The organism is Granulicella arctica, assembly GCF_025685605.1.
In the GTDB taxonomy this organism is placed as follows: domain Bacteria; phylum Acidobacteriota; class Terriglobia; order Terriglobales; family Acidobacteriaceae; genus Edaphobacter; species Edaphobacter arcticus.
This window is the reverse complement of record NZ_JAGTUT010000003.1, coordinates 229474-243985: the sequence shown is the minus strand read 5'-3', so window position 1 is coordinate 243985 and position 14512 is coordinate 229474. Positions and strand designations below refer to the sequence as shown.

Here is a 14512-nt window from a genome sequence, read left to right as displayed (position 1 = left end):
GCGCGCAGCTGGTCGATGAAAACGGAGTGAAAGTGAGGCTGGCCGAGCCACGGATCAAAGCCGGGGTGCTGCTTGCCGCGCCGGGCAACGGCGGTGCTGACCTTAGCGCACAAGCGTTTGAACGCTTTCCAGTCTTCCGGCAGCCCAGCTTCGCTGAGATGACCACACCAACTCTGGTCGTTATGGGCGACAAGGATGTCAATCCGAACCTCAGCGTTCGCGATGCGGACTGGCATGCTGACCCGTACATCCTAAGCACTGGCCCCAAGTGCTTGCTCACCATCGCCGGTGGTGGGCACGGTCTGGGCGGTGTATCGGGCTACGACGCTGCAGAGACGACTGACGAGAGCCCCGAACGAGTAGCTACGGTCCAGCGCCTCACCTGGGCTTACCTGCGGAGTGCACTCTACTCAGGGGACGCCGCGTGGCCGGATGCATGTGCTGCCCTGGCGCAGCTCAGCGCTCTAGGCCGCGTCGAGTGCAAATGATGACATTTCGCAAGAAACACGAGAGGAGAACTTAATAATGAACTGGTTGCATTCCGTGTCGTACTTTTTTGGAGGTCTCTTTCTAGCGAATGCCGTACCTCATTTCGTGAGCGGCATCATGGGAAGAGCCTTTCAGTCGCCTTTTGCTAAGCCGCCCGGCAAGGGGCTCTCCTCTTCAATCGTGAATGTCCTCTGGGGTTTTACGAACTTCATTCTCGCCTATCTTCTTCTGTTGCGTGTCGGACGCTTTGATCTGCGATCCCTCTCATGCATTGCGCCGCTTGCGATTGGTGCGCTCCTCATCAGCCTTCAGTTAGCGAAGCATTTCGGCGAATTTCACGGAGGCAACGCCCCGGAGCGGCGATGAGAAATCCTTTTATCGGAGCCTTCCGTTCGCTCCGAAACTTCAATTTTCGTTTGTGGACGGTAGGCGGTTTGGTATCGAACGTCGGCACCTGGATGCAGCGCGTTGCACAGGATTGGATCGTGCTCACGCAGCTGACGCATCACGATGCGACTGCTCTCGGCATTGTCACTGGCCTGCAATTCGCCCCGCAACTGCTCCTCCTGCCGTGGACCGGGCTGGCCGCAGACCGCTTCAATCAGCGGAAGTTGCTGATGCTGACGCAGGCATCCATGGGGGTGCTTGCACTCGCCCTCGGAATACTTACCATTTCTGGTCACGTGCGGCTTTGGCACGTTTACGTGTTTGCCTTTGCTTTTGGAGCAGCCGCGGCTTTGGACGCACCTGTGCGGCAAACCTTCGTTGGAGAGTTGGTAGGTGATGATTTACTTCCGAATGCAGTGGCGCTCAACTCGAGCTCGTTCTTTGCCGGCCAGATGATCGGCCCCGCGATTGCAGGTTTGGTGATAGCAAAGTTCGGCTCGGGCTGGGCTTTTCTTTCCAATGGACTGTCCTTCGGCGCTGTCCTGCTCTCGATGTATCTGCTGCGTGTTCGAGAACTCCGGGTCAGCGCGCGAGCTTCGCGCACTGCCGGTGGCTTCGTGGAGGGACTTCGTTACGTTTGGGCGCGGAGTGATCTGAGAACAATGGTCATCATGCTCTTCTTGATTGGCACCTTCTGTTTGAATTTTCCGATCTTCATCTCCACAATGGCAGTCAGCGTCTTTCATGCTGACGCTCGTGCCTTTGGCTGGCTTTCGTCTGTGATGGCCATCGGCACCATGAGCGGAGCGTTTCTATCAGCTGGCGGGCGCACCCGGCCCACATTTCGTTCTCTGCTAGTCGGAGCCGGAGTGATGGCGACGGGTTACACGCTGGCCGCCTTCTCCCCTGGATATTGGTGGTTTGCTGCAGCTCTGGCCGTGATCGGGATATCTGCTCTCATCTTCACAGTTGGTACGAACAGCATGATGCAGCTCTCGACGGAGGCCTCCATGCGCGGTAGAGTCATGGCGCTTCGGGTTGGCGTGGCACTCGGAGGTACGGCGATTGGAGCACCTATCGTTGGTTGGATGGCCAATCATTTTGGACCAAGGTGGTCGCTTGGTGCGGCTGCGCTTTCTGCAATACTTGCTGCCTTGGTGGCAGCTCCGCTGATTGGGAATCTGTGGTTCAAACGGAAAATTAGTTCGACTGTACAGAACGGTTACTATCGGACGTAGATAAAGCTAGAACCCTTCGACAGATAAAGATACTTCCTAATGTTGCAGTTGAAGTCTTTTTTAGTTCGTAATGTCATCCATTACGAATCCATGACATTGTAGTGAGTGAGGAAAGCCCGCGAATCCATCTCAAATCCCGGTGACGATGCGGAACTTAAAGGTTCGATAATTTAGACCGTCATCACATATCCGTGGTCGTCTGTCCGGCTGTGGAATTGGCTGTATGTATCGATGTACATACAGCCATACCGCACCACGCCATGGTCCCTGGGGCTACTCCTTCTCGCCAGGCGCTGTAAGGAATAGCTGCTCGGCTTGCTACCGGCTCTCGACGTGGCCACCACGCTGCCGACCGCCTTCCATCCATGATTTCGGCCTGTATTCTCCTTGCGGATGATTGCATGCCTGCAGTGTGGCAAGGAGCTCGGAATTGCGTATGTACATACGCAATTCCGAGTCCCAACCGTTTACACCAGTCTGTAACGTTGACCAAGAAAACGCTAAACCATTGAGTTTGCGAGCTTCGGATGTTAATCTTGAACCAGTCAAGGTGGCGAACAAATGGAGAAATTGCATCAGCTTGTGCATGAAGATGAGTTTCAACTCACGGCACCGCCAGATCCGATGAGCGAGGTGTTTCTACAGGCCGTGCTCGAGGATATGGTCGATCCGCAACCGAAGCGGCCTCTACAGTGCGTCACCGTCAAGATGCCTCTTCCAGCGTATCTGCGGATGAAGCGGGCCGCTCAGAAGTGGAATCTCACCTATACCGATGTGATCAACTTCTGCACGCAGCGGGTCGTGCCCATCCTCGAATCCCCTTCCGGCCAGGTGGCCACGATGTTGGAACAACACCGCGTCGAGGGCGAGCAGAAGAAGGCACAGCGTTCGCTTCGGCTGAAAACCCGTAGGGCATCCTCCAGTACCTTGTTTGACCTCAAGTGATGGAGACAGAAGGAGACTCCCTCTGCCGTCATCTGCAAGTGGACTGTTGGAGGTGTCTTTTCCAAGTTTGCTGCAAAGCACTTTATCGATGCTGATTTCGGTCTTTTGCAACTCTACCCGGCAGTTGGCCTTGGTGTCCTCAACAAACGAGAATCGCTTCATGCATCGCGATTGGAAGAGGCATCTGCCTGGACATTGTCCGCTGGAAGTAGAGTTAGGAGCAGATCCCAGATTCATGGGAGCTCATTCGGGAAACAGTGTTGGAGCCTGATGTCTATAAAGAAGCGATTACAAGAGATCGTGAATGAGATTGAAAAAGATCCCTATGTCCGGGGTCGGCTGGCCTGCGGATTTCGAAGTAACGACTTACTGGTGCAGAAGCACCGAGACAAGGCGAAGCTTGAGATGTTTTTGGTCAACAAGGGTAGTTTTTGGCGCTGCACCATCTGGCCTGACAACTTTGCCGAAGCCTGCCTTGTCCAGGTGGACCTTTATTTTAATGGCATGATCCGAGTGGAAGCCCATCAATCGTGCAGCGTTATGATCGACCCCGAAGAGCAAATCCTGTCCGTGACGCGTCTCGTTGAGCTTTAGTGCTCCCGGCGTAAGATTTCAACCGCAGACCACCAGTTCAGACTATTGTATCTTGCTCATTACAGGTTAGTTATGCCTGATAATGCTCCTTACGTATAGTCGGTACAATACGGCATGGCCACTCAGGAACAACTTCATAAACTCATAACCACGTGGACTGCGGACTGTGACGGGTTTCGCGCGGAAGCCCGACGACTTGAACTCTCAGACCTTAGTCGTCATGCCACATCGATCGCGATGCTTTAGGCAGCGGCGCAAGCCATTGAGCGGTGCATCATCCAAATCGGTCTACTAAGCAGCATCTAAATCTCTGAGAGCTCGGTGCTTCTCTTCTCATCGTTCTTGCCGCAAACACCGTTTCCCAGGAAAAGCCGATGATCTAGGATTTAGGCATGAACGAAGCCAAGCAGGTCTCTTTCAATTGGTGGCTTCCGGTAAGCGGAGCAATAGGGGCAGTGCTCTTGTTGTCGCCCACCCTGATATGGGGTAACGATGCCGGTGCCTTCTTCGGCTCTATTCCGCTGGCCATTGTGATTGCTGTGGTCTTGCTGGCCGTCGCATTGACTCGACTCCGACGCCAAAGCTTAGCAGTCGCGACAATGGTCATCATCTTCGTCGTTCTTGCGTTCTCCTTGTTCAGAGCATCTGACTATCTCCGGACATCTACCCGTTGGCTTGTCCGGTCACAAAGCTACAAGACGCAGGTGCTGAACGAACCCACGCCCGTAAACGGAAGCCTGAAACACGTTGAGTGGGATGGTTGGGGTTTTCCCGGTGCGGGCGACACTACCGTATACCTTGTGAATGATCCAAGTGATCGTCTCAGGGAAGTTTCCAAGCAGCGCTCGCCCGGCAAACTCAACGGATTACCCTGCGAGGTGGTGCGAGTACGTCGCCTCGAAAGCCGTTGGTATACGGTTTTGTTTTACACCGACACCGATTGGGATCATTGCACTTAGCCTGTCGAGCGATGGATTCCGCAAAGTCGGTGTTTTCGGCAACTTCGATTTTGTTGTTTCAAAACACCGTTCTCTGCCGGACAACCGGCGAGGTTGAGGCTCAAGCGTAGTTCACCAGGTACAGCTCACTGTCCTCTTCTCGATAGGAGAACGGGGTCTTCAGCGTTCTGTCGTTCATTCCGGGCTGGGGACAAGTATGGCCATAGGTGAGAGGAACGGAGATCCTCAATATCTTCGGGTCGCAGGCTGTATTTGCTGGGATAATGTGATGTAGCAGCATGCGCATACTCGAACATCTTATGATGTCCGTCAGAGCCACTATAGCCGCACTCGAAAAGACCTCCAACAACCTCCGCCAAAACCGCACGCATCTCTAGATCGGTCGCCTGATCGGGCGGTGGCAAATGCTGGACCAAGTTGAGTGAAGATGTCTTGTAGTCGCTCTCTTCCTGCTCTTCAAGGCTTGAAACATTGCGCCGGAACCAGTCGTAGATCCTGCCATAGGCTGTTCGAAGTTCCATGGGTTCGACGGGTGAAGTCACAGATTCCTCCTGCAATGATTTGAAGACACGATACGGCAGAAATGGCTCAGTGAAAAGTGAAAACTCAACAAATCCTGAACGGTCCAATGTAGTAACGGATAGCCTTCAGATTGAACTGTCCGCAGACGCGACCATAGATGGAGCCTGGCTTCAAACTCTCGGTCTCTCGGAAGTTGGGTTATCGGCAACTACGGTCTTGTTGTTTCCTAGAACTCCGTTTTCCGAGAACAGCCTGGTGTGCCTCGGCCTTAGGCCGTGAGAGGATGGCGCATGGAGAAGGTCTTAGCGAAGCTGAAAGCCGCACTCAAGGCGTGGCTGCGGCAGCCAAAGGACGAAATGGATAGGCGCCAAGACAGGAGTGACATTCGCCCTCTCTTCCCGCCGCGTCCAAAGGATTAGCCGGACTAGACCTGCTTTCCGTAAACCCCGTCTTCCGGGATCAAGGCAACAAATTGTTCAGGATGCTTCCTACCTTCTACGACCGGCCGATACTTGCGTCCTGCCTGATCGCCCTGAGAGGATGGCTTGCATGGAAACAGCAGGTATGTGGCCGCGCATTATCTGCACATGCTTCGGGATGTTGCTACTCTACTTCGTGGCATATGGAACGATAACAGGGCGAGCATTCGGAAAATTCGGTGAGTTGGATCGCATACGCCAGCCCTTTGGGTATTGGTTAGTCCTGGTTTCGCAGGCTGCGGCTGGCATCCTGTTATTCGTTGCAGCCATCCTCCTGTAGTCACGACGCTGATTTCCGATAACGCCGTTTTGCGGGAACAGGGGAGCACTGTTGGTCGTATTACGCGATATGAAAACACGACAGCGTGTCCGCTCAGCCGTTGTGCACTGCTTATCTCATGTGGACTGTTCTTGTGCCTTAATCTTAGCCCCGCTCAATGTATCGACTGTAGTACTCCTATCGGGCGTCCGTTCGCATACATGTCACCTCGGGGTTTGCTAGCGATTCCCGTTTGCTATGGCGCGGCCTTCTTGCCGATATTCTTGTGACGTCGACCTTCTCGATTGTCATCTCTTACCTCTGGAGCCGCGTAGAAGCGAGACGATCATCCTGAGAATTACGGTTCGACATCTCTAAACTTAGTTTCAGAAAACACCGTTTTCCACGAATGACCGTCGCCGGTATTCTCAGGACATGAACTATGCGACTGTGGTGCCCGAGCTGTTCAGCCGGTTTCCCAAGCTTGAGGCTACCTATCGTGCAGAGTTCGCATATATGCGAGACGACGAAGCCATTCATTACATCGTCTTCGGCTCAATTCTCATACCTGCTTTGACAGCTGCGTTGGAAGAGGGGAATTTGGGGGTTATCCTTCCGATCTGTGCATTCCTAGAGGATGCCTCGGTTGCTGCCCGCGACGACAACTTCTTAAGGGACCTGATGAAGGTCGAAGTGGCCGAGTGGCTTGAATGGGCGGCGAACGAAGAGCGACTCGCTCCTTGGCTCGGTTTAGAAACAAAACGCCTATGCAACTACATTCCCGGTCTTGCCACGCAACGCCGTCAGCTACGCGCCGAAGCCAAAGCGAACAACATCTCTCGACGGATAGCCGCAACAATCAAGAGCCTATGGCCGGATGAGACGGAGACCTCGCGCAAAGTCGTTGTTTTCAGAAACGTCAGGTTCGTAGTTGCTCAAAACGTCGTTTCTCAGTCATGACCAGCGGAGATGGTGAGATTGCAGGAAGCGAAGGATCAGGATCACTGTCACAGTGGCAAACCCAACCCAGAATGCAAGCCGAAATTGGCTGAACGGGCTAGCTGCTTCGGAGCAATAAAACTGAGAAGGCTTGCGAGGGTTGAACCGAATCTGAAACGTCTCTTTCGCCCGAAGACGGTAGAGGGGTGTCAGACTATCTACAACTATGTCACCACTTTGCAGGGACTCAGCGTGATCACGATAGTAGAAGACGAGTCGGGTCGAGGGTGGCCCATCATCAAACTTGCCATCGGCAATCTGCTCAGACGAGTACACGGTAGCCTCAGTCTCTAACCAGCGGCTTTTCCCTGTCCAATCGGCGAGCGTGTATTCGATCACGCAAATCCTCCGCCCCTGGTGCGGGCCACTAACAACTTATAGATTATAATTCCTCGAAAGTCGGTGTTCTCGGCAGTCTAAATCGAATGAAGTTGCCGCAAACACCGTTTTCCATGAAGAGACGCACAAGTGACTCTAGACTGGTCTAAAGACGGTACTGATAGGGCATCTTGGGACGTGGACCAGATGAAAGAGAGCGAGACTTGGTTATCGGAGATTCTTGTCGCAGTTAGACACATAGCGGATCGACCGTATCAGGAACAAGCGTGGTTCGGGAAAAGTTATGAGATCTCCTCGCCTGATGAAGTTTACTGTGAGCTCTTGGATAATCTGAACTTCGAGCTATACCTTCAAAGATTCAGGTCCACGCTCACCACAGAACAGGCAGCGGCCTGGCTTGATCTTCAAATAGGAATGGACCAGTTCGCATCAAAATATGTAGGACAGATGGATCCTTACATAGTGTTCAGCGATCCCCGCTGGATTGATGTTCAAGCTACAGCGTCTGCTTTTCTCGCTGCGTTCGATTATGGGTCCACATTCTGAGAGGTTGTGAGCAGAGCGGAGATCCGGTCGACGCGGGGCAAAGTTGCGATAAATCAACGACAGCGAAGATGGTGGTTCCTCGAAAGTTGGGTTTTCGGAAACTTCAACCTTTCTCCCCGCCGTCAAGGAATCTGTCTCTGACAGACGAGACGACGCATCCGGACATATGCCACGCGGTGTGGGCCTGTCATTTATCTTCATTCGGCTGTTCCACCTAAAGCGTCTGTTTCAGATTATCAAGCTGAGTGTTCACCCTAAAAGACGGCAGATGCGGTGAATACACGAGATGAACCCACTGACCTGCGATAGCATTCGGGAATGTCCAAATGTTGGTTTTCTGGTTTGGTTCTATCAGCCGCTTTCTGCATGGTTGCCGGTACAGCATCAGCACACATGCAAGGGTTACCTCAGATGCAAGGGGAGCGGATCGATGGTTCTGTTGCGATCGATCGTGCCCTCAAATCTTCCTCGCTGACCGAAGACGGAAAGCCGTTCCATGCTTTGATGGAAATTGGAGCTCAGGGACCATACTCTGGCCAGATTGAGGCTTGGTGGCTGAGCCCTACAAAGTACCGTCTTGCCATAGCATCGCCTAAATTTACCCAGATAAAGGTGGTTAACGGGGATCAGGTGCAGGAGAAGGACGAAGGGGATTATTACCCGCGTTGGCTGGAGAATTTCGCTCTGGCGCTCCTCAATCCACTCCCTATGGCCAATAATTTTCGCGGCGGTGCAGTCATGGTGGGTGCCCAGCTCACTCAAAGCTGCCTTCGCCGCGATGATCGTCCAAGTGGAATTACGGATCAGATGACATGGGGGCAGATCTGCTTCAGTGGGTCGGAGCCGCGTCTCTCGTACATTCTGACCTTCAACGATTCGATGGAGTTCAAGGATTGGAAGGGATTCGGAAAGAAGCAGATAGCTCGAACTTACCAAACGGATGTTCTGGATTATCAGCCGGTCATCGGGCGACTGACGAAGCTTGAAGAACTGAAAAAGCCAGATGACGCCATGTTGACGATAACGGCGTCCACTCCGGCAGACCAAAGGATCTCTACTTCGATGGTGTCCACTCCCAAAGAGGAAAGCCTCGTTGAACAAGCTCCTAATATTCAATGGCCGACCGTCCGCGAGGGGAAGACTGATGGTTACATGATTGTGTACGCCCGAACTGATCGCACGGGACAGGTAAGGGAAACGGCTAAGCACAATTCGGATCAACCGGGCTTGGAAAGCTTCGGTATGGAGCAGGCGCTTCGGTATAAATTCAAGCCGCTCATGGTGAATGGAGTCGCTGAGCAGATGGAAATGCCACTAGTGCTTCACTTTACTTCTCAGTTAGCCGATCCCTTGCCAATTCTTTCGGTCGTCGATATGAAGAAGCAGATGGTTTCATGTGACGTTGGCGCGCTCCCCCCACGGACGGGTAAGGGCATCGTAGTGACCATCAGGATTTCTGTGAATGAGGCAGGAAAAGTGACAGGCATGGGTCCCGTAGGTTCAGGAAAAGGAACTGATTGGATGGCAGCTATGTCGAAACTTGAGTCGTGCCGATTCGCACCCTACGTCGTAAATGGTAAAGCTACCTACTACAAAGGAGACGTCGAACTCACGGCTCCTTAGCCGCCCTCCATTTACCCACGACAACTTCGGCTGCCAGGGATTGTTGCTCAAAACGCCGCTTTCATGGAACAAAGGGGAGCCTGCTGCTTTCAGGCGAGAATGATAGAGTTCGCCATGGTGACCTGTGATTAGCCTCGACAGCCCAGACTGGGCAAGCCTTCAACACGCCTATGGGTGTGCAGCTGACATCCCTGCCCTGCTTCTACAGCTTGATACCTTTCCATTGGCGGAAGGTAACGCGGAGCCCTGGTTCACGCTCTGGAGCGCGCTAGCGCACCAAGGCGATGTTTATACGGCCTCCTTCGCAGCGGTTCCGCATGTTGTCAGTGCGCTCGCAATATCACCCCTCTCAGCGTCGTTCACATACTTTCAGTTCCCGGTATGGGTTGAGATTTGCAGATTGCGGCATAACCTTACTGTTCCGGAGGAGCTTTCCTCCTCATACTTCGAAGCCCTACAAAAGCTAGGCAGCTTGGTTTGCGCCGCGTCCTCACGGGACTCGGATTTCGACTTTACGAGAGTTGCGCTAGCAGCAATGGCTATTAGCAAAGGCTTTGCTCTAACGGCAGAGGCCCTGCTGGAACTTGACGAAGCTTCTGCTGAAAAGTTCCTCGTACCGAGACGTTAAGGAATCTCCTTGAAAGTCGGTGTTTGCGGCAACGTAAGGCGATCCGGTCTGCCGAGCGCATCGAGTTTGGCGATAATGCCGTTTTCAATAATTAGAGGCAGCCGGTCGGTTAGCATCATTTGATGCTGAGATCCTACCGCATTGCGGTCTTCGATCGGCCCTCATCAAGCCTTCGCAATGCGCTTCTCAACGTCTTCTGGTCACTTCTTGGCATCGCGCCGGTTTTCGTCTTTTGCAATCAATTCATGGCCAGGCCGTTGATCTATGGATTCGTAGCAGCCAGCTTTCTTGCATATGCGATTCCTGCTAAGTTGCTCGCCTATGTTCAACTAAGCTCACGAAGCGGACCGTATCGTTTTCTGCGGGTTCATCTGCTCGTTCGAGTCACGCAGGATAGGAGATCCCTTGCCAGCCTTAGACATCGTCCGATTGACACAGCCTGGTTTCGTCACCGAGAAACGCTCGAAAAGATGATCCGAGTCACCATCGGACGCGAACGCTTTCATCTGGCCATGGTTATCTTTTTTTTGCTCGCTACAGGATACGCAGTGTTGCGTGGGCTCCTGGGCTGGAGCCTACTCCTCTGTATCAGCAACCTGATCTACAACCTCTATCCAATGTGGCTGCAGCAATACATCCGGATCAGGGTGTACCACTGCCTGGTACGATCTGGAGGGTCAAGGGCTGCTTCAGCAAGTCTCCTGAAGATTATCTGACGCACTAAACCCGGTGCCTCAAATCGTTGAACATCTCGGCTCCGCCGTCGCGCTCACCTTCGAAGTTGCCGGTAACGCCGTTTTCAGAGCGCCGGGTTCATCTACGCCGCGGCCACTTGCTATAGTTAGAATCCGATGATGAACGTGAACAGCATCACTGGAACGACGGTCCACTTGTTATGGTTCGCGCCAAACGGGACAGATAACGATGACGACTCGCTGCTAATCGGCATTTATGAAACCAATGGGGCTGCGCAGGCAGCAATCCAAAGATTGATCAACAAGCCTGGATTCGTCGACTTTCCAGAAGGCTTTCAAATTCATCCCCGTGTCCTTGGACAGGATTATTGGGAAGAGGGATTTATCAGGGATTGAGCTGCCACCTTGAGAGTCACAATTGTGACAGAAATAGCAGCCTGGTTCGTAATTGCTGAAAACGCCGTTTTCCGCCAGCAGGGAGCGAACGTTGGCTATATGGCCGCTTATCATGCTGCTATGCCGGAATCTAACGGATCCAGAGACCTTGACCAAGCAATCCGCGAAGACTCGACACGTAGAATCTCCAAGGTGACGGCTGGTTTGCTCTCAAAGCTGACTGCGGTCGTAACCGCTGTCAGCCTACTGGATTTTGTGTCGTACCTAATCGCGACTTCCTACCTTGGGGGCGATGCCGTGAACGGCAAAATCGAGGGCAGCCGATATTACCTTTGGGGTCCCTACCAAGGAACTAAGACCTACCACGAGGTTAGTCACGCCGTATTCAACTTCAGCAGGCTGCATACCTACAGTCTCTTCATTCTTTGGCCCTTGATGTTTGTTCTGATCTTCGTTTCCAAACGAGCCGCGAGACGCAGTGAATCTTGATCCCGTTCAACCAGCAAGAACATCCCGCAAAGTCGGTGTTTTCGGCAAAGACGGCTCGAAGTTGCTCAAAACGCCGTTCTCAGGGATGTACACTACGAAACTGTAAACGGCACCGAACTGGGCTTGGAGGAGCAGCTCCATTGAAATGGTTTACTACGGTGCTAGGGTTCACCTTCGGTCTAGCTTTGGCCATCCTCGCCGGGTTGACCGCTGGCTTTGGGCACGGTCTTTACGCACCGTTAGCCCTAGTCTCCTCGCCTATTTCAATGATTGGCATTCGGAGCGGGCTCATTACAGCTCCCCTTCTATGGGGTCTAGTTGGCTTACTTCTGAAACCCGAACGTAGGAAGCCACGCTGCTTTGTGGTGGCAGCCATTCTCCTTCTGAGCTACTTTGTCGCGGCTGTTCTTTTGCACTCGCCAAGTAGCAGCTTTGCAGACTGCGATCAATGGTCCCAAGTTCCGGAAAAGATCAAGGTTCTAGCTGTATCCACAGCAACCCTATGGTTCGTAGGCCAGACCGTAATTTGGATACGAATCGCCTCCACCATCTATGGCAAAAGATGATCCAAGGCGGCCCTCCCGCGAAGTCGGTGTTTTCGGCAACTTCGGTTTTGTTGTTGCTGGTAACGCCGTTTTACAGACCCGGTCTATCTACGATCGAAAGACCAGACTTCAATACGATTGATCGCGGTCAGCTCACCACGAAACTGTTCCAGTTCACTCGCACGAAAGACGCCTTCGCAGATGACGTGATGATTGTTGAGGGCCTGATTATCGTTCTTCGAGAGATCTCTTGGAACGTCAATCCAAATCCCGTTAGGGAGACTGTGTTCGTATTTTTCTCGGTGCAGGTACAAAGCGTTCCCCTCAAATTCGAGCCGCAGGAAACCGATGAGTCTGATTGGTCTGCCGTTGTATCGCTCAGGATTGTAGATCAGTTGTATGAGGCTGACACTGATGGATTTCTGATTTGCGCTGTGCTTAGAGTTGTAACCGACCACTTGAGCTGTTGCGGAGAGATCTAGTGTCACGAGCAAAAGGAGGAGGCTGCAGCCGACGCCAAATATCGATAGACTTCGTGTTCTCATTGCAAAAATACTAGCCCCATAGTGACGAAACTCCTTGAAAGTCGATGTTTTCGGCAATGACGAGGTTTTAGCGTCCGAGACGATCAAAGTTGGCGATAACGTCGTTTTCAGGGCACGTAGACTGACATCGAGAGGGACGCTGTGGTCTTCATTACAAAGGTTCGCATCAGTTGTGTAGTTGCCGTTGCTGCAGCCTTGAATCTTGCTCATCTGCGTGCGCAAGGCAATGAGCTAGTCATACTGCAACACGTTCGAGCAAATCGTCTCTCCGCAACGGTCATCGATCCCACAGGCGCAGCAATTCCCAAAGCTAAGATTTCCCTGTTCACGTGCCCAAAGGGGGAGTTCAGAGGGGCCTCGACCTTCATTCCTATCGCCGAGACTCTTGCTGACCAGCAAGGCCGATTTTCACTGCCTTGGCCGAGCAAGCGAGTTTGCCTCCAGGCAGCATCCCTCGGGATGAATCTGCTCCAGATAGAGGTTCTGCACGATTCACGTGCCGGCGAACTGCAAGTGAAGTTAGTGCCGGGTTCCTGAACCCCGCTCCAGTACTTGGCTCGGTAAGCGCCTGTCTAATGACGCTCCCGGAAAGTCGGTGTTTTCGGCAATCTCGGGATCGTAGTTGCTCATAACGCCGTTTCACATGAAGATGGCGCTCATCGCTGGGCCGCACTATGAACGATCTTTGCTCCCACAGCGATCAAACACAGGCTAAACAGCCAAGAAAGCCACCCGCCTCCATTGCTAGTCCAGCCGATGAAGAAAAGTGCTACCACTAGGTAGGCCAAAGCCAAAATGACGGCTCCGACCCTTTGGATCATCGGAGCGTCCTTCGCTCCCTTCCAGAGGTATGCGTCAACGGACCGCCCTCCCCGAAGTACATGAGGCCACGTCGTATTACGCTGCCTGGCGGTCACGTCCTCGACGATAGGATCCCCTGAGTCAGCCGCTCTTCGCTTCATCCCCTAACCTCGATGAACCCTGAAGTACGCACATCGCACTCAGAGCAAACTGACCTCATCGTCATGATATTCCCGTAAAAGTCGGCGTTTCGGCAATCTCGACGTTTTGGGGCGTCCGAAGGGACGAAGTTGGCGATAACGCCGTTTTCCGAGAACAACGTCGGATTATGGGTGGGGACGGAACAGGTCCAGCAGGATCAGCACCAAGTAGAACGCCACTCCAATGCATCCGAAGACCGTGAAAAACCAACCAGCAGCCTTGCTCCATGCAGATGCGAACCGCCTGCCGAAAGCTGGGTCTAGGCCGAAGCCGAAAAATCGAATGGCCCGCTCTGGATTGTGAGCCATAAATCAATTATATCCCGCCATCGCAGCGGCGACGAAGAGCATAAGCGTATGGACGAGGGCGGCTTTCATCCTGCGAGGATATCTCACGTCCCCCAAAGTCGGTGTTTTCGGCAATTTCGAGATCGTAGTTGCTCAAAACGCCGTTTTGCAGGAGTAAGGAATTCGTATTCTGTACGGATGCAAAGTAGAGCGAGATCAGAACCAATCGAAATCTTCGGACGCAGAGCTGGAGAGAGCCTGAAGCGACTGGCTCCCACAGCCGTGTTGGCGGTTCTGTGTTTTGCGGGTTGTCAGAAACCAGACGTGGTCCGCTTGTATCCTTCTCAAGATAATGGATTGTCTTACAGGGTTGACGACTACAGGGGTAAAGGGGCTTTGGCAGCAAGCTCAACTGCGGTATTTGCTGTCCTGCAGACGAAAGATGGACACACTGAAAAACTGGTCCTTTCAGGCACCTACTTGGAACTCAATTCCATTTCATGGAAAACCAATAACGAGGGTTCAATTTGCCTTGCAGGAGGCTAC

Annotated in this window: 14 protein-coding genes; 12 read left to right on the top strand and 2 right to left on the bottom strand. The window is 52.9% G+C overall.

The features are described 5' to 3' along the window. The 7 genes from OHL20_RS23415 to OHL20_RS23385 form a co-directional block, all read left to right on the top strand. Positions 1 to 488: alpha/beta hydrolase (locus OHL20_RS23415; protein WP_263385727.1), on the top strand; the 488-nt coding region annotated here is incomplete at its 5' end. A gap of 37 nt (positions 489 to 525) precedes the next feature. Then, positions 526 to 855 (top strand): hypothetical protein, encoded by a 330-nt coding sequence (locus OHL20_RS23410; protein ID WP_263385726.1) that lies wholly within the window; start codon positions 526 to 528, stop codon positions 853 to 855. After that, positions 852 to 2114, top strand: a complete 1263-nt coding sequence (locus OHL20_RS23405; RefSeq protein ID WP_263385725.1) for an MFS transporter — start codon at positions 852 to 854, stop codon at positions 2112 to 2114. Before OHL20_RS23410 ends, OHL20_RS23405 begins: the two co-directional genes overlap by 4 nt. Before the next feature lie 561 nt (positions 2115 to 2675). Then, positions 2676 to 3059, top strand: coding sequence for a hypothetical protein (locus OHL20_RS23400; RefSeq protein WP_263385724.1), 384 nt, complete (start codon positions 2676 to 2678; stop codon positions 3057 to 3059). A 270-nt stretch (positions 3060 to 3329) separates the two neighbouring features. Then, entirely contained in the window at positions 3330 to 3653 is a 324-nt protein-coding gene (locus tag OHL20_RS23395) for a hypothetical protein (RefSeq protein WP_263385723.1), read from the top strand. Positions 3654 to 4045: 392 nt separating this feature from the next. Beyond that, a complete protein-coding gene (locus OHL20_RS23390; protein WP_263385722.1) occupies positions 4046 to 4612 on the top strand; it encodes a hypothetical protein in 567 nt (188 codons plus the stop codon). Between the two features lie 1776 nt (positions 4613 to 6388). After that, complete coding sequence (locus tag OHL20_RS23385; protein WP_263385721.1) at positions 6389 to 6832, top strand: hypothetical protein; 444 nt, start codon at positions 6389 to 6391, stop codon at positions 6830 to 6832. Here the strand turns inward: OHL20_RS23385 and OHL20_RS23380 are convergent. Beyond that, positions 6827 to 7210 (bottom strand): hypothetical protein, encoded by a 384-nt coding sequence (locus OHL20_RS23380; RefSeq protein ID WP_263385720.1) that lies wholly within the window; start codon positions 7208 to 7210, stop codon positions 6827 to 6829. The genes OHL20_RS23385 and OHL20_RS23380 overlap by 6 nt on opposite strands. A gap of 129 nt (positions 7211 to 7339) precedes the next feature. Here OHL20_RS23380 and OHL20_RS23375 point away from each other — a divergent pair, with 129 nt between their 5' ends. The 5 genes from OHL20_RS23375 to OHL20_RS23355 all read left to right on the top strand — a co-directional run bounded on the left by OHL20_RS23375 (position 7340) and on the right by OHL20_RS23355 (position 11587). Beyond that, positions 7340 to 7756: a hypothetical protein gene (locus tag OHL20_RS23375; RefSeq protein WP_263385719.1), complete on the top strand. Its 417-nt coding sequence runs from the start codon at positions 7340 to 7342 to the stop codon at positions 7754 to 7756. A gap of 393 nt (positions 7757 to 8149) precedes the next feature. Then, positions 8150 to 9379 (top strand): hypothetical protein, encoded by a 1230-nt coding sequence (locus tag OHL20_RS23370; protein ID WP_263385718.1) that lies wholly within the window; start codon positions 8150 to 8152, stop codon positions 9377 to 9379. A 750-nt stretch (positions 9380 to 10129) separates the two neighbouring features. Continuing rightward, complete coding sequence (locus OHL20_RS23365; RefSeq protein WP_263385717.1) at positions 10130 to 10723, top strand: glycosyl-4,4'-diaponeurosporenoate acyltransferase CrtO family protein; 594 nt, start codon at positions 10130 to 10132, stop codon at positions 10721 to 10723. A gap of 144 nt (positions 10724 to 10867) precedes the next feature. Beyond that, positions 10868 to 11098 carry a hypothetical protein gene (locus OHL20_RS23360; protein WP_263385716.1) on the top strand — a complete coding sequence of 77 codons (231 nt, stop codon included), beginning with the start codon at positions 10868 to 10870 and terminating at the stop codon, positions 11096 to 11098. A gap of 24 nt (positions 11099 to 11122) precedes the next feature. Next, complete coding sequence (locus OHL20_RS23355) at positions 11123 to 11587, top strand: hypothetical protein (protein WP_263385715.1); 465 nt, start codon at positions 11123 to 11125, stop codon at positions 11585 to 11587. A 649-nt stretch (positions 11588 to 12236) separates the two neighbouring features. Here the strand turns inward: OHL20_RS23355 and OHL20_RS23350 are convergent. Further along, the gene (locus OHL20_RS23350) at positions 12237 to 12887 is read right to left on the bottom strand and encodes a hypothetical protein (RefSeq protein ID WP_263385714.1); all 651 of its coding nucleotides are present in this window, start codon (positions 12885 to 12887) and stop codon (positions 12237 to 12239) included. Positions 12888 to 14512 lie beyond the last annotated feature (1625 nt).